This is a genomic window from Pseudonocardia pini, from assembly GCF_013870575.1.
Taxonomy (GTDB): Bacteria; Actinomycetota; Actinomycetes; order Mycobacteriales; family Pseudonocardiaceae; genus Pseudonocardia; species Pseudonocardia pini.
Genome location: NZ_JACBXB010000006.1, coordinates 14,540 through 28,858, shown reverse-complemented (window position 1 = coordinate 28,858; position 14,319 = coordinate 14,540). Strand labels below are relative to the sequence as shown.

Below are 14,319 nucleotides of genomic sequence, written 5' to 3'. Positions count from 1 at the left end.
TTGAAACTCGTCACTGGTTCAGCTCCTTCGGGGCTTCGAGGCCGAGGTCGGTCGGGTACTGCCGGGCGGCGGGGTAGTGGTCGTCGTAGCGGGGCGCGGCGTGCCGGGGGCCCTGGGCCGGCGGGAAGCCCTGCGGGCGGCGGTCGTCGTCCCAGGCGGCGGCGGTGCGGGTGGTGGTGTCGGTGGTGCTCATCTCGGGTGCCTCCCGGGTCTGTCGCCCGGTCGTTCCGGGCTGAGACAGACGATGCGCCCGGCCGCTGCAACGCCGATCCAACGCCGGGGCCACCCGCTCCAAGCGCCGCTGCAGCGGCCGAAAGCGTCGGACCCCGCCGGCATCCTGCGCACCATGCCAGGACTGACCGTCGCCAGCGTGAACGTGGACGCCCTCGACCCCGAGCGACTCGCCGCCTTCTGGGCCGCCGCCACCGGTGGCGCCGTCACGGGGAGGCACGAGGACTTCGTGTTCGTCTCCCCGCCGAAGGAGGGCGGGGTGATGCTGTTCTTCCAGCGGGTGGCCCACAAGGAGCCGGGCCGCAACACCCTGCACCTGGACCTCGGGGTGCCGGACGGGCAGCGCGCGGCCGAGGTGGAGCGGCTCGTCGGGCTCGGGGCCACGCGTCAGTGGGAGGTCGAGGGCGAGGTGTCGTGGGTGGACTGGACCACCATGACCGATCCCGAGGGCAACCTGTTCTGCGTGGGTGCGCCGCCCGTCGAGGGGTGATCACGAGCGTGCCGCGCACCTCGCCGTCGAGCGGGAGAGGCCGAGTTCGACCGGGGCCTGGACCTTCGGGAAGTGAACCCGCCCGCCCGGCGTTCTGGGGACATGACCGCACTCGACTGGGTCCCCGTGGACGCCTGCACGCTCCCCACCGCCGCGCAGCCGTTGCGGCTCGCCAAGTTCGACGCGCTGTTCGCCGCCGCGCTGCGAGACGTGGAACGCGTCGCGCCCGACCGGCTGCTGCTCAGCTTCGATCGCGCCGTCGAGGAGCCGGTGCGAGACCTGCTACTGCGCGAGGCCGCCTGCTGCAGCTTCTTCGCCTTCGACGTCACCCCGGCGGACGGGGAGCTGCTGGTCGAGGTCGCCGTACCGCTCACGCACCTCGAGGTGCTCGACGGCCTTGCGGTCCGTGCCGCCGAACAGCGGGCTCGGTGCCGGTGAGTGGGTTCGGGCGCGGTGGTGGGCGCAGCCGTGGGAGCGCTGCACTGCCCTGTCCCACACATGATCGCTAGTAGTGTGCCGGCAGCGTTGTTTCAGCAGCTCTCAGTGCACGTAAGTCGTGATCATGCAGCGCTGAGCGCACGAAACGTGCGAACGCCGACACCACAACCCCACCTCAGAGCGCCTTGAAGTACTTCACCCCCGGCAGCGGCGTGTACCCCGCGGCCTCGTAGACCCGGCGTGCCGGGGCGTGTCCCTCGTCCGCCCCCGTGTCGATCAGCGCGACGCTCATCCCCTGCTCGCGCAGCCAGTCCGTGGCGAACGCGACCATCGCCGCGGCGTGCCCGCGCCGCTGGTACGCGGGATCGACGGCGATCATCACGATCTCGCCCATCCGGTCCGCCTCGTGCAGGGTCACCGCGACGAACCCGGCCACCGTCCCCGCGTCCTCCGCCACCCAGGTCGGCAGGCTCGTGCACGTCGCCTCCACCGCCGCACGTTGGCCCGCACGCCAGTCCGGGTGCATCAGCTCGAACGTCTGAGAACCGGCCAGGACCTTCTCGACCGCGGCGAACACCGGTGCCCAGGCGCGGACGGACAGGTCGAGGACCGCGGACAGGTCGGCGGTGGCGAAGGGGCGCATCCGTCGATCCTGGCAGCGGCCCGCAAGCGGATATCTTGACGGGTATATACCGAGGAGGGTATCTATGGGTCCGTGCCCACCCCGTTCGAGGTCCTCGCCCTGCCGTTGCGCCGGGAGATCCTGGACCGGCTGCGCGCCGGACCACGACTGGTCGGTGAGCTGGCCGCGGAGCTCGGGGTGGCCCAGCCGATCGTGTCGAAGCAGCTGAAGATCCTGCGGGACAGCGGGTTCGTCGCGGTCCAGCCCGACGCCCAACGCCGCCGGTACGCCTTGCGGCCGGAACCCCTCGCCGCCGTCGCGGACTGGCTCGAGCCCTACCGCTGGCTCTGGGAGCGGCACCTCGACCGCCTCGGCGCCCACCTGGACACGATGGAGGACCCCTCATGACCGACAGCCTGCAGACCGTCGACGGCCGCTCCGTGGTCCGGATCGAGCGCCGCTACCCGCACTCGATCGAGAAGGTGTGGCGGGCGGTGACCGAGCCCGAGCACCTCGGCAGGTGGTTCCCGAGCCCGGTCGAGCTGGAGCTGCGCCCGGGCGGCGCCATGCGCTTCTCGGAGTTCCCCGAGAGCGAGGGCGGGACGGGGCGGGTCGTCACCGTCGAGCCGCCCCGCCTGTTCGTCTTCCTCTGGGACACCGAGGAGATCCGCATCGAGCTGAGCACCGACGGCGCGGAGACCGTCGTGGTCCTCACCCACACGTTCGACGACCGCCCCCTCGGCGCCAGCCTCGCCGTCGGGTGGGGGTCGTGCCTGGCCGGGCTCCGCGCCGTCGTCGCCGGGGAGCCGCTGCCGCCCGCCACCAGGATGATCGACGAGCACGAGGAGACGGTCCGGCTGTTCGGCCTGGACCAGCCCGTCGTCACCGAGGAGGCGGGCCGCTGGTCCGCACGGTTCGACCGGCAGCTCACCTGCCCCGCCGACGTCGCGTGGCGGCTGTTCCTCGGCGGCGCCCCGGCCCCGGCGAAGGGCGAGGAGTTCCGGCCCGCCGGTGCGCCCGGGGTGATCCTGGGCACCGTCACCGAGATGGAGCCGGAGCGGTTGCTCGCCTTCGACGTCGCCCCGGAGGAGCCCGGCGAGCAGGTCCGCGTCGAGCTCGTCGCCGGTAGCGGACACGGTGCGCGGCTGGTCCTGGTCGTGGCGGGCACCGATCCCGGGGAGCGGGAGGCCGCCGTCGAGCAGTGGGGTGCGGGCGCGGTGGAGCACGTCGCACGGGAGGCGGCGCGGTGGGCGCACAGCCCGGAGGCCGCGAATGTGAGCGTGATGTGACATGCCGGAACGACGGCCCTGACGCTTCGGCAACCTCGCGTTCCTAGCGTCCTCCGGTGGAGTGACGGGCGCTGCGGAAGGACGGTCGGTGGGGACGGACAGTGTGCGGACGGTCTGTTCGTACTGCGGCGTCGGCTGCGGGATGGTCCTGGACGTCGAGGACGGCCGGATCGTGAAGCTCCGCGGCGACACCGAGCACCCGGCCAACTTCGGCAGGCTCTGCACCAAGGGCGCCAACAGCGCCGAGATGCTCACCGCGGAGGGCAGGCTGGGCACCGCGCTCACCCGTCCCGAGCGGGGCGCCGAGGCTCGCCCCACCCCCGTCGACCAGGCCATCTCCTACACCGCGCGGCGGCTGCGCGCGATCCTCGACGAACATGGCCCGGACTCCCTGTCGCTCTACGTCTCCGGGCAGATGACCCTGGAGGCGCAGTACCTGGCCACCAAGCTGGCCAAGGGCTTCTGGCGCACGAAGTGGATCGAGTCGAACTCCCGGCTCTGCATGGCGAGCGCGGGCACCGGCTACAAGCAGTCGCTGGGATCCGACGCGCCCCCCGGCTCGTACGCGGACTTCGACACCGCGGACGTCTTCCTCGTGACCGGCGCCAACATGGCGGACTGCCACCCGATCCTGTTCCTCCGCATGATGGACCGGGTCAAGCAGGGCGCGAAGCTGATCGTCGTCGACCCCCGCCGGACGGCGACCGCCGCCAAGGCGGACCTGTTCCTGCAGGTCAAGCCGGGTACGGACCTCTCGCTGCTGAACGGGCTCCTGCACCTGCTGCTCGACGACGTGGACGAGGACTTCGTCGCCGCCCACACGGAGGGCTGGGAGGCGATGCCGGAGTTCCTCGCCGACTACGACCCGGCGACCGTCGCGGAGACGACCGGCATCGCCGAGGCGGACCTGCGGGAGGCCGCCCGGCTGATCGCGGGCGCCGACAACTGGATGAGCTGCTGGACGATGGGGCTCAACCAGTCCACGCACGGCACCTGGAACACGAACGCCCTGGTCAACCTGCATCTCGCCACCGGCGCGATCTGCAAGCCGGGCTCCGGCCCCTTCTCGCTGACGGGCCAGCCGAACGCCATGGGCGGCCGCGAGATGGGGTACATGGGTCCCGGCCTCCCGGGCCAGCGCGCGGTGCTTTCGGAGGCCGACCGACGGTTCGTCGAGGACCTCTGGCGGGTGCCGGAGGGCACCATCCGCCCCGACGTCGACACCGGCACGATCGACATGTTCGCCCGGATGGCCGAGGGCGAGATCAAGGCCTGCTGGATCGTCTGCACGAACCCGGTGGCCAGCATGGCCAACCGCGGGCAGGTCATCGAGGCCCTGGAGCGCGCCGAGTTCGTGGTGACCCAGGACGTCTACGAGGCCACCGAGACCAACCCGTACGCGGACGTCGTCCTCCCGGCCTCCATGTGGGCCGAGCTCGAGGGCATCATGATCAACTCGGAGCGGAACCTCACGCTGCTCCAGCCCGCGGTCGCCGCGCCGGGGGAGGCCCTGCCGGACTGGGAGATCATCGCCCGGGTCGCGTGCGAGATGGGGTACGCCGAGCACTTCACCTACTCCTCGGCGGAGGAGGTCTTCGAGGAGCTGAAGGGTGCGTTCAACCCGGTCACGGGGTACGACGTCCGCGGTGTCACCTACGCGCGCCTGCGCGAGACCCCCGTCCAGTGGCCCGCCGCGCCGGAGGGCCCGGACCGCAACCCGATCCGCTACCTCGAGGGCGAGGGCCTGCGGTTCGCCACGCCCAGCGGCAAGGCGCAGTTCCTCCCGCGCCCGCACATGCCCGCCGCCGAGCTGCCGGACGAGGACTTCCCGCTGGTCCTGACCACGGGCCGGGTGCAGCACCAGTGGCACACGCTGACCAAGACCGGCAAGGTCGGGAAGCTCACCAAGCTCAACCCGGGCCCGTTCGTGGAGCTCAACCCGGCCGACGCGGCGGCGCTGGACATCGTCGACGGCGACCGGGTCGCGATCGCCTCCCGCCGCGGCCGCGCGGTGCTCCCCGCCGTGGTCACGGACCGCATGCGCCCCGGCGTGTGCTTCGCCCCGTTCCACTGGAGCGACCTGTTCGGCGAGTACCTCGCGGTCAACGCGGTCACCAACGACGCCGTGGACCCGCAGTCCTACCAGCCCGAGCTGAAGGCCTGCGCGGTGTCCCTGACCCGGGTGGACGGCCCCCCCGATCCGCGAGTCCCCCACTTTCGACGCGCGAGTCCCCCACTCTCGACGCGCGAGTCGGACACCACGGCCCGCGAGTCGGACACCCTCGCCGGTGAGCTCGTCACCGCCGCGTCGGACGCGGACCACGGTCGGGGCCTCGCCGCCGGGCTCGGGCTCGGGGACGTCGCGCCGCCGATCCTCACCGGCGCCGCACGGACCTACCTCGCCGGGTTCCTGGCGGGCGTCGAGCGCGGGGTGCCGGGGGTGCCCGTCCTGCCCGCCGACGCGCCGTTCGACACGGACTCCGCGGCGTGGATCAACGGGATGCTCGCGGGCGCGTTCTCCCGGGGCGGCGGTGACCCGCGGCCCGTCGAGAAGCCCGGCCGTCCCCTGCTGGTGCTGTGGGCCTCGCAGACCGGGAACGCGGAGGAGGTCGCGGAGACCCTCGCGGCCCGGCTCACCGAGGCCGGGCGGGCGCCGCGGCTCGCGTCGATGGGCGACCTCACGCCCGACGCGGTCCCCACCGGGGCGGACGTCGTGATCGTGACCAGCACGTTCGGCGACGGCGACGCGCCCGACGTCGGCACCGACTTCTGGGAGGCGCTCGCCGCGGAGCGTCCCGCGTTCGAGGACCTGCGGTTCGCGGTGCTGGCCCTCGGCGACCCCAGCTACAGCGAGTTCTGCGGCCACGGCAGGCGGGTCGACGCGCGGCTGGCCGAGCTCGGCGGACAGCGCCTCGTCGAGCGCGTGGACTGCGACCCGGACTACGAGGAGAGCGCGGGCGGCTGGATCGACGCGGTCGTCACGGCGCTCGACGAGGGACGCTCACCGGCGCGGACGGCTCCCGTCGCGCCCCCCGCGGCCCCGCCGGAGTCGAAGCCCAAGCGCCCCGCCGCCGTCGACGCGACGCTGCGCGAGGCCACCCTGCTCAGCCTGCCCGGCTCGGCGAAGGAGGTCCGCCGGTTCACCTTCGCGGGCTCCGACTTCGCCTACCAGGCCGGGGACGCGCTGAGCGTCAGCCCGGTCAACCATCCCGAGCTGGTCGCGGAGTGGCTGGAGCTGACCGGGCTCGGGGCGGACGAGCCGGTGACCGTCGGCGACGCGGAGGTACCGTTCGCGGAGGCCCTACGGACGAGCCTGGACATCACGCGGATCACGCCGGGCCTGCTGTCCTTCGTCGCCGACCGGACCGGCGACCGCACCCTCAAGGAGCTGCTGCGGGCAGGGCACGGCACCGACCTGGCCCGGTGGACCTGGGACCGTCAGGCGCCCGACGTCCTCGCCGAGTTCGGCGTGCGCGCCGGGGCGCAGGACTGGGTGGACACCCTGGGCGCGCTCGCCCCGCGCCAGTACTCGATCTCGTCCAGCCCGCTGACCAGCCCGGACGAGATCTCGCTGACGGTCTCGGTCGTCCGCTTCACCAGCAGGCACGGCCACTCCCGGCGCGGCGTCTGCTCCACCTTCCTCGCCGACGCCGCCGCGGACAGCCCCACCCGCGTGCTCGTGAAGCCCGCCCCGCGGTTCCGCCCGCCGACCGACCCCACCACGCCGATGGTGATGGTCGGCCCCGGCACCGGCGTCGCGCCGTTCATCGGATTCCTGCACGACCGGCAGGGTCGCGGGCACGGCGCCCCGAACTGGCTGTTCTTCGGGGAGCAGCGCCACGACACGGACTTCTACTATCGGGACGAGCTGGAGCGGATGCGCTCCGACGGCGTGCTCACCCGGCTCGACGTCGCCTTCTCCCGCGACCAGCGCCACAAGGTCTACGTGCAGGACCGGATGCGCGAGCACGGTGCCGAGCTGTGGCGCTGGCTCGACGCGGGCGCCCACTTCTACGTCTGCGGCGATGCGAGCCGGATGGCGAAGGATGTCGACAGCGCCCTCCGGGACGTGATCACCACCCACGGCGGGCTCACCGACGAGCGCACGGCGGCCTACGTGAAGCAGATGATCGGCGAGGGCCGCTACGCCCGGGACGTGTACTGACGACCCGTGCCCGCGAGCGGCGGACGAGCAGGTGCGCGGCCTGCCCCGCACCGGTCGGACCGATCTCCCTGCGACGTCTCAGACGGGCTGCGGGACGTGGTGCCGCAGCGGCCGCGTGACCTGCTTCGCCACGCAGGAGGGCATTCCCGCCGTGGTCTGCGCGGCGTCGCGGTAGGTGCTGGGTGGCATCCCGACGAGCTCGGTGAAGCGGGTGCTGAAGGTCCCCAGCGAGGAGCAGCCCACCGCGAAGCAGACCTCGGTCACGCTGAGGTCGCCGCGGCGCAGCAGCGCCATCGCCCGCTCGATGCGCCGCGTCATCAGGTACTTGTACGGGGTCTCGCCGTAGGCCCGGCGGAACTCCCGGCTCAGGTGACCCGCCGACATGTGCACGCCGCGGGCCAGGGCCTCGACGTCGAGCGGCTCGGCGTACTCCCGGTCCATCCGGTCCCGCACGCGGCGCAGCCGGGCGAGGTCGCGGAGGCGCTGGGCCTCCTCCGGAGTGGTCACGGCCCCATCCTCGCGGGCCGACGCGCCGGTCGTCCAGACCCGGCTACACACCGACGTACTCGGCGAGGTGCCTGCCGGTCAGCGTGGACCGGTCCGCGACGAGCTCGGCGGGGGTGCCCTCGAACACGATCCGGCCGCCGTCGTGCCCGGCCCCCGGGCCCAGGTCGATGATCCAGTCCGCGTGTGCCATGACCGCCTGGTGGTGCTCGATGACGATCACCGACTTGCCGGACTCGACGAGCCGGTCGAGCAGGCCGAGCAGGTTCTCGACGTCCGCGAGGTGCAGACCGGTGGTGGGCTCGTCGAGCACGAGGACGCCGCCCTTCTCGCCCATGTGGGTCGCCAGCTTGAGCCGTTGGCGCTCGCCGCCGGACAGCGTGGTGAGCGGCTGGCCGATCGTGAGGTACCCGAGCCCGACGTCGTTGAGCCGGTCGAGGATCCTGTGCGCGGCAGGCGTCTTGGCGTCCCCCGCGGCGAAGAACTCGGCGGCCTCGGCGACCGACATCCCGAGGACCTCGCTGATGTCCTTGCCGCCGAAGTGGTACTCGAGCACCGCCGAGTCGAACCGCCTGCCCTCGCAGACCTCGCACGGGGTGGAGACCCCGGCCATGATGCCCAGGTCGGTGTCGATCACCCCGGCGCCGTTGCAGTTCGGGCAGGCGCCCTCGGAGTTCGCGCTGAACAGGGCGGGCTTGACCCCGTTGGCCTTGGCGAAGGCCTTGCGGATCGGCTCCAGCAGGCCGGTGTAGGTGGCCGGGTTGCTGCGCCGCGAGCCGCGGATCGCGCCCTGGTCGATCGCCACGACACCCTCGCGGCCCGCGACGGACCCGTGGATGAGCGAGCTCTTGCCCGAGCCCGCCACCCCGGTGACGACGACGAGCACGCCGGTCGGGATGTCGACGTCCACGCTCTGCAGGTTGTGCGAGTCCGCCCCGCGGACCTCGATCGCCCCGCTCGCCTTCCGCACGGACTCCTTCAGCGAGGCGCGGTCGTCGAGGTGTCGCCCGGTGAGGGTGTCGCTGGCCCGCAGCGCCTCGACGGTGCCCTCGAAGACGACCTGCCCGCCCGCGCTGCCCGCCCGCGGCCCGATGTCCACGACGTGGTCGGCGATCGCGATCGCCTCGGGCTTGTGCTCGACCACGAGGACGGTGTTGCCCTTGTCCCGCAGCTGCAGGAGCAGGGCGTTCATCCGCGCGATGTCGTGTGGGTGCAGGCCGATCGTGGGCTCGTCGAACACGTAGGTGACGTCGGTCAGCGACGACCCGAGGTGCCGGATCATCTTGGTGCGCTGCGCCTCGCCGCCGGACAGCGTGCCCGACGGCCGGTCCAGCGACAGGTAGCCCAGCCCGATCTCGACGAACGAGTCGAGGGTGTGCCGCAGCGTGGTGAGCAGCGGCGCGACCGACGGCTCGGCCAGGTCACGGGCCCACGCGGCGAGGTCGCTGATCTGCATCGAACAGGCGTCGGCGATGCTGATCCCGGCGATCTTCGACGACCGGGCCGCCTCGGACAGGCGCGAGCCGCCGCACTCGGGGCAGGGCTGGAAGGTGGCCACCCGCTCGATGAACGCGCGGATGTGCGGCTGCACCGAGTCGATGTCCTTGGACAGGTAGGACTTCTGGATCGTGGGGATCAGCCCGGAGTAGGTGAGGTTGATGCCCTCGACCTTGATCTTGGTCGGCTCCTTGTACAGGAGGTCCGCCAGCTCCTTCTTGGTGAACTTCGCGATCGGCTTGTCCGCGTCGAAGAACCCGCAGCCGCGGAAGATGCGGCCGTACCAGCCCTCCATGCTGTAGCCCGGGATCATCACCGCGCCCTCGTTGAGGGACTTGGTCTCGTCGTAGAGCGCGGCGAGGTTGATGTCGTTGACCGAGCCGCGGCCCTCGCACCGCGGGCACATGCCGCCGGTGACGCTGAACTCGCGCCGCTCCTTGACCTTCTCGCCGTGCTTCTCGAACGTGACGGCACCCGCCCCGGAGATCGAGGCGACGTTGAACGAGAAGGCCTGCGGCCCGCCGATGTGCGGCTGCCCGAGCCTGCTGAACAGGATGCGCAGCATGGCGTTCGCGTCGGTCGCGGTGCCGACCGTGGAGCGCGGGTCGGCCCCCATCCGCTGCTGGTCGACGATGATCGCCGTGGTCAGCCCGTCGAGCACGTCGACGTCGGGGCGGGCCAGCGTGGGCATGAAGCCCTGCACGAACGCGCTGTAGGTCTCGTTGATCATCCGCTGGGACTCCGCGGCGATCGTGTGGAAGACCAGCGAGCTCTTGCCCGAGCCGGACACACCGGTGAACACCGTCAGCCTGCGCTTGGGCAGCTCGACGCTGACGTCCTTGAGGTTGTTCACCCGCGCGCCGTGCACGCGGATCAGGTCGTGGCTGTCCGCGGCGTGCTGGGCGGTCGTGTCCGCCAGCGTGTCCGTGCTCATCGAGTCTCCCCTGGTGATGCCGTCGGTCCGGGTCAGCGCAGCTCCTGGATGCGGACCATGTTGCCGGCGGGGTCGCGGAAGGCGCAGTCGCGCACCCCGTAGGGCTGCTCGGTCGGCTCCTGGACGACGTCGACGTCTCCCGCCTGCAGCTTCTCGAACGTCGCGTCGAGGTCCTTGGTGGCCAGCAGGATCGAGGCGTAGGTGCCCTTGGCCATCATCTCGGTGATCACCCGGCGCTCCTCCTCGGTGATGCCGGGGTCCGCGGCGGGCGGGTGCAGCACGATCGACTGCGGTGTGCCCACGGGCCCGACGGTGATCCACCGCAGCCCGTTGTAGCCGACGTCGTTGCGGACCTCGAAGCCCAGCGTGTCGCGGTAGAAGGCGAGGGCCGCCTCGGGGTCGTTCTGCGGGAGGAAGGTGGAGTGGATGCTGATCTCGATGCTCATGGCGGCAACGCTAGGACCGGGGCGGCAGCGGTGGCTTCTCGATTCCTGACCGATCCCCGCGCGCAGGGCACTAGACGCTGAAGCCGAGCGCCCTCATGTAGACCCCGAACGGCGGCTTGGCGGGGATGACGCGTCCCGCCTCGAAGTCGAGGACCTCGCTCGGGGTGACCCCCGCGCGCCGGGCGAGCTCCGCCGCGCTGACGTCCTGCATCGCCCGGGTCTCCTGGACGAGTCGGCCCAGGTCCTCGGCGTCCTCCTCCGGGGTGAAGGTCGACGTGGACTCGAACCCGTTCGTCGCTGCCATCGTCCTGCTTCCTTCCGCCGGTGGTGTCCGCCCCACTCTCCCGAGGAAGCGGTGCGGCCTGAAGACCCGGACGGCGGGAGGCGCGCCGCCCGCGGCCAACGGCTCGGCGGTGTGGGACGTCAGGTCAGGGGAGAGCCTTGCGCGCACAGCGCGCAGTCCTGCGGTTCCCACAGCGAGATCTCCTCGCGGGCCGTGGCGACGAGGGGGACCCCGAGGGTCGCGGCCATGTCGGCGGCCGGAGCACCCAGCGTCAGGATCGTGGCGATGCCGACGGGCGTGGCGCCGACGTCGAGCAGTGCGGTCAGGGTGGCACCGACCGCGGAGCCCGCGTTGACGACGTCGTCGACGACCACCATGCAGCGCTCGGCGGCGCGCGTCGGTGGGCCACCGAGCCTGTACCGGTAGGGGTACAGCCCGTCGCGCGTCGGCGGTTCGACGCGCTCGGAGCCGAGGAAGCCCGCCCCGAGCAGCTCGGCGATGCGGTAGGCCACGAGCGCGCCGCCCGTGAACGGCCCGCAGACCACCTCTGGATCGAGCGGCCGGACCAGCTCGGCGAGCTGCTCGACGAACGGCGCGACCACACGGGGTTCGGCGAAGAACCCGTCCAGGTCCAGGCGCAGGTCGCCGTGGAAGCCCGACTCGAACGCGAAGTGGCCGCGCTGGGCGTGCATGAGGTCGAGCAGGCCGCGCGGCATGGTCGAAGTCTGCCCGACGGCGGGTGGCCGTGACGGGCCTCGACGAGCTCCGCCCGCGCCTCGGCCAGGAGCGCTGGTGACAGCTCGGCCTCGGCCGAGCTACCGGTCCCGGGAGCGGGCGCGGCTCAGGGGGCCGACCGGGAACGGCTGCACGGCCGGAAGGCAGGAAACGATGATGGGCGGAGGAGGTCGAGTAGCGCACCCTTCGCGGCTCCCCGACTCTTCGCCGAACCGGAGACGGCCACGGAGTTCGACGCTCGCACACCCTGCCGCTCGGCAACCGCGCCCTCAGGACCATCGGGGAGAGCGAGGATGGGGAGCGCCCGTCGGGTCGTGATCTGTCTGATGTGGATCGTCCAGGGCAAACCTCGGCTCGCCCGCCACGCCCGTGCCGGCCCGCCCTGCACGCCCGACGGCGTGGTCCGACGACCACTCCTGCAGGGCCTGGAGGACCCTGCCGCGGGTCGGTCGGCCTGCAAGCCGCTTCACGATCACACGGCGGGCGCGCACGGTCGTGCCCGTGTGCCAGGGGACCTCCGGTGTTCCGAGCGCGCCGGACACACCGCGTCGCCCGGCGACTGCCTCAGCTCGGCCCGACAACAGACCCCCTTGCCTGCGTCGACACCGTTCCCGGCCACGACTGAGGCCTGTCTCCCCGAGGGTCACCCCGGCGGCGTCGCCGGGCCCCGGATACGCCGGTCCGAGGGCGGCCCGGCGCCTTCCCGGGCACGGCATGGATCGCCGTGCCCGGCGACGACCCTGTGGAGACACGCCCAGGCTAGAGCGGTATCTCCCGCACGAGGTTGTGGAAGGCGCACTTGCTTGCACCGTTGTCCAGTGTGGTGGGTCCGCCGTCTGACCAGCGGTGGAGGTGGTCAAGATGCTCGATCGGGGCGTCGCAGTGAGCTGCGGTGCACCGCCCGCGGTCCCGGGAGCGGATGACCTCGGCGAGCACGCCGGTGAAGGCCCGTCGTCGGGAGTCGGCGCCGATCACGATCCCGTCTTGGGTGATCAACCGCCGCCACGTCCTGCGCCCGGGCTCGACGAGCAGCTCCGCCGGGATGGGGCCGAAGCCGGGCAGCTCGACCGGCAGCGGGTCATCGGTGTCGAGGAGGGTCTCGATCGGGACCAGGACCTGCAGCTCCACGTCGACGACCGGCTCGGTGGGTGCGGTGCCGGTGAGCCGCTTGACGAGGGTGTCGGCCATGAGCTGCCCGCGGGTGCGGGTGACCGGCTCCGGGGTCACCCAGTGTTCGGTCACCGCCTTGCGCAGGGCGGCGTAGCAGGCGACCCCCTGTTCGGCGGGCAGGTAGGCCCGGAGCAGCGCCATGCCGTCCCCGGCGGGGCTGATCGAGATGTGCCGGTCGCGGCGGGCGGTGTGGGCACGTTCGGCGAACTTGGCGGGGGCGACCTGGGCGACGATGGTGCGAGCCAGGTCCGCGACCCGCTGCTGCCCCAGCCCGCGCAGATCATGGGCGGCGAGCCGCGCGTCCAGCTCGGTCCGCTCGGTGGTGTCGAGGTGCGCGGCGGCGGCGACGATCGCGGCGACCTTCGGCTGGTCCAGCTCCCCGTCGTCGTACAGCTCGCGGATGCGGTCCAACCCGGCGTGCAGGTCACGGCCGATCCGCAGCTGGACCCGGGCTCGGGAGGGAGACACCCGCAGGGCGCGTCCGAGCCGGTCGACGATGGTGGCCTCGACCTGTTCCACGGTGACCTGGTCAGCGGCGATCTGCGGCAGGCGCGCGTCGACCTCGGCGCGGGCGTACGCGCGGACGGACCCGGCGATCTCGGCATCGATCCTGTTGCGCAGCTCGACGAGCTCGGCGACTCGCGCCAGCCCCACGTCGACGGCCGAGACGGTGGTCTCGGTCGTCGACGCGAGGGCGGTGGACATGGCCCCATCGTAGTCGACCAAGCGTTCGAGTAGGGGCTGTTTATGCAGGTAGAGGGTCAATCGGTCGGCTGGGTGCGACGGGTGGCCGAGCCACTCTCCACCCTCGACGAGCCCGATCGGCGCCGCACGTCGTCCACGGAGAACCGACCGCTCACCGTGACGAGCTCACGTGCCGGCGCGCTCGGGGGTACGCCGTCGGTGTGGGGTCGTCGCTGGTCTCTGAGCGGTGTCGGGTGTGGGCGGAGCCCGCAATGCGGGTGTCGATCTCCGCTAGGAAAGCCATGCTCGTGCCGTGGCGAAAGTGACGGCTGGACTGATCGTGATCTACACCGAGCGGCTCGACGAGTGTCGGGACTTCTATGCGGGGCTCGGTCTGGATCTCGTGCGGGAGCAGCACGGCTCAGGGCCGGTGCACTACGCCGTTGAGCTTGACGGCGGTCTCGTGCTGGAGATCTATCCGGGTACTGCCGAGCGGAGCACCGGCCGTCTGCGGCTCGGACTGACCGTGCCTGCGACGCCGGGACTGACAGAGGGCGAGCACAAGCTGACGGATCCCGACGGTCGGATCATCGTCGTCACGGTGGACAGGGCCGGATAGCTGGTGCCGCCGGCCGCGAGCGGGCCGGAGGCAGGAGCGAGCGAGCGGTGCCGGGCGTAGCCGGCCCCGGCCACATGACCGAGTCCTTCTCCGCGCGCATGTCCACGCGCCACCAGCGAGGCCGACCAGCGCATCGCGGACCGGCTGAGTGCTCTGGTCGAGGGTCGCACGATCGACAACGACGACCAGGGAGACGACGAGGACGGGGCCGC

At 72.2% G+C, this 14,319-nt stretch carries 14 protein-coding genes; 6 read left to right on the top strand and 8 right to left on the bottom strand.

Going from position 1 to position 14,319, the window contains the following annotated elements:
• Positions 1-10: 10 nt before the first annotated feature.
• Positions 11-193: a hypothetical protein gene (locus H5J29_RS01320; RefSeq protein WP_181779019.1), complete on the bottom strand. Its 183-nt coding sequence runs from the start codon at positions 191-193 to the stop codon at positions 11-13.
• 153 nt (positions 194-346) lie between these two features.
• Here H5J29_RS01320 and H5J29_RS01315 point away from each other — a divergent pair, with 153 nt between their 5' ends.
• A complete protein-coding gene (locus H5J29_RS01315; RefSeq protein ID WP_181779018.1) occupies positions 347-721 on the top strand; it encodes a VOC family protein in 375 nt (124 codons plus the stop codon).
• A 102-nt stretch (positions 722-823) separates the two neighbouring features.
• The gene (locus tag H5J29_RS01310; RefSeq protein WP_181779017.1) at positions 824-1,159 is read left to right on the top strand and encodes a hypothetical protein; all 336 of its coding nucleotides are present in this window, start codon (positions 824-826) and stop codon (positions 1,157-1,159) included.
• Positions 1,160-1,334: 175 nt separating this feature from the next.
• Here H5J29_RS01310 and H5J29_RS01305 read toward each other — a convergent pair whose 3' ends face one another.
• A complete protein-coding gene (locus H5J29_RS01305; protein WP_181779016.1) occupies positions 1,335-1,802 on the bottom strand; it encodes a GNAT family N-acetyltransferase in 468 nt (155 codons plus the stop codon).
• Between the two features lie 72 nt (positions 1,803-1,874).
• On the opposite strand from H5J29_RS01305, the gene H5J29_RS01300 reads away from it, so the two are divergent.
• The 3 genes from H5J29_RS01300 (at position 1,875) to H5J29_RS01290 (ending at position 7,235) form a co-directional block, all read left to right on the top strand.
• On the top strand, positions 1,875-2,189 hold the full coding sequence (locus H5J29_RS01300) for an ArsR/SmtB family transcription factor (protein ID WP_181779014.1): 315 nt from the start codon (positions 1,875-1,877) through the stop codon (positions 2,187-2,189).
• On the top strand, positions 2,186-3,070 hold the full coding sequence (locus tag H5J29_RS01295) for an SRPBCC family protein (RefSeq protein WP_181779013.1): 885 nt from the start codon (positions 2,186-2,188) through the stop codon (positions 3,068-3,070). The genes H5J29_RS01300 and H5J29_RS01295 overlap by 4 nt, the downstream gene beginning before the upstream one ends.
• A gap of 88 nt (positions 3,071-3,158) precedes the next feature.
• Positions 3,159-7,235: a bifunctional nitrate reductase/sulfite reductase flavoprotein subunit alpha gene (locus tag H5J29_RS01290; RefSeq protein WP_220186858.1), complete on the top strand. Its 4,077-nt coding sequence runs from the start codon at positions 3,159-3,161 to the stop codon at positions 7,233-7,235.
• 78 nt (positions 7,236-7,313) lie between these two features.
• Here the strand turns inward: H5J29_RS01290 and H5J29_RS01285 are convergent, their stop codons facing one another.
• The 6 genes from H5J29_RS01285 to H5J29_RS01260 form a co-directional block, all read right to left on the bottom strand.
• Complete coding sequence (locus H5J29_RS01285; protein WP_312858013.1) at positions 7,314-7,742, bottom strand: helix-turn-helix transcriptional regulator; 429 nt, start codon at positions 7,740-7,742, stop codon at positions 7,314-7,316.
• A 43-nt stretch (positions 7,743-7,785) separates the two neighbouring features.
• Positions 7,786-10,170, bottom strand: a complete 2,385-nt coding sequence (locus H5J29_RS01280) for an ATP-binding cassette domain-containing protein (protein ID WP_181779012.1) — start codon at positions 10,168-10,170, stop codon at positions 7,786-7,788.
• A 32-nt stretch (positions 10,171-10,202) separates the two neighbouring features.
• Positions 10,203-10,616, bottom strand: a complete 414-nt coding sequence (locus H5J29_RS01275) for a VOC family protein (protein ID WP_220186857.1) — start codon at positions 10,614-10,616, stop codon at positions 10,203-10,205.
• A 70-nt stretch (positions 10,617-10,686) separates the two neighbouring features.
• Positions 10,687-10,920: a helix-turn-helix domain-containing protein gene (locus tag H5J29_RS01270; RefSeq protein WP_181779011.1), complete on the bottom strand. Its 234-nt coding sequence runs from the start codon at positions 10,918-10,920 to the stop codon at positions 10,687-10,689.
• Between the two features lie 119 nt (positions 10,921-11,039).
• Entirely contained in the window at positions 11,040-11,615 is a 576-nt protein-coding gene (locus H5J29_RS01265; protein WP_181779010.1) for a hypothetical protein, read from the bottom strand.
• Positions 11,616-12,393: 778 nt separating this feature from the next.
• Positions 12,394-13,509 carry an HNH endonuclease signature motif containing protein gene (locus H5J29_RS01260; protein WP_181779009.1) on the bottom strand — a complete coding sequence of 372 codons (1,116 nt, stop codon included), beginning with the start codon at positions 13,507-13,509 and terminating at the stop codon, positions 12,394-12,396.
• 292 nt (positions 13,510-13,801) lie between these two features.
• Here H5J29_RS01260 and H5J29_RS01255 point away from each other — a divergent pair, with 292 nt between their 5' ends.
• Positions 13,802-14,107 carry a VOC family protein gene (locus H5J29_RS01255; protein WP_312858012.1) on the top strand — a complete coding sequence of 102 codons (306 nt, stop codon included), beginning with the start codon at positions 13,802-13,804 and terminating at the stop codon, positions 14,105-14,107.
• The last annotated feature ends 212 nt before the right edge of the window (positions 14,108-14,319 follow it).

Excerpts from the sequence above, each read along its gene's own strand:
- H5J29_RS01260 (WP_181779009.1), bottom strand. The coding sequence starts at position 13,509 with ATGTCCACCGCCCTCGCGTCGACGACCGAGACCACCGTCTCGGCCGTC.
- H5J29_RS01315 (WP_181779018.1), top strand. The coding sequence starts at position 347 with ATGCCAGGACTGACCGTCGCCAGCGTGAACGTGGACGCCCTCGACCCC.
- H5J29_RS01310 (WP_181779017.1), top strand. The coding sequence starts at position 824 with ATGACCGCACTCGACTGGGTCCCCGTGGACGCCTGCACGCTCCCCACC.
- H5J29_RS01280 (WP_181779012.1), bottom strand. The coding sequence starts at position 10,170 with ATGAGCACGGACACGCTGGCGGACACGACCGCCCAGCACGCCGCGGAC.
- H5J29_RS01320 (WP_181779019.1), bottom strand. The coding sequence starts at position 193 with ATGAGCACCACCGACACCACCACCCGCACCGCCGCCGCCTGGGACGAC.
- H5J29_RS01265 (WP_181779010.1), bottom strand. The coding sequence starts at position 11,615 with ATGCCGCGCGGCCTGCTCGACCTCATGCACGCCCAGCGCGGCCACTTC.
- H5J29_RS01270 (WP_181779011.1), bottom strand. The coding sequence starts at position 10,920 with ATGGCAGCGACGAACGGGTTCGAGTCCACGTCGACCTTCACCCCGGAG.
- H5J29_RS01275 (WP_220186857.1), bottom strand. The coding sequence starts at position 10,616 with ATGAGCATCGAGATCAGCATCCACTCCACCTTCCTCCCGCAGAACGAC.
- H5J29_RS01305 (WP_181779016.1), bottom strand. The coding sequence starts at position 1,802 with ATGCGCCCCTTCGCCACCGCCGACCTGTCCGCGGTCCTCGACCTGTCC.
- H5J29_RS01295 (WP_181779013.1), top strand. The coding sequence starts at position 2,186 with ATGACCGACAGCCTGCAGACCGTCGACGGCCGCTCCGTGGTCCGGATC.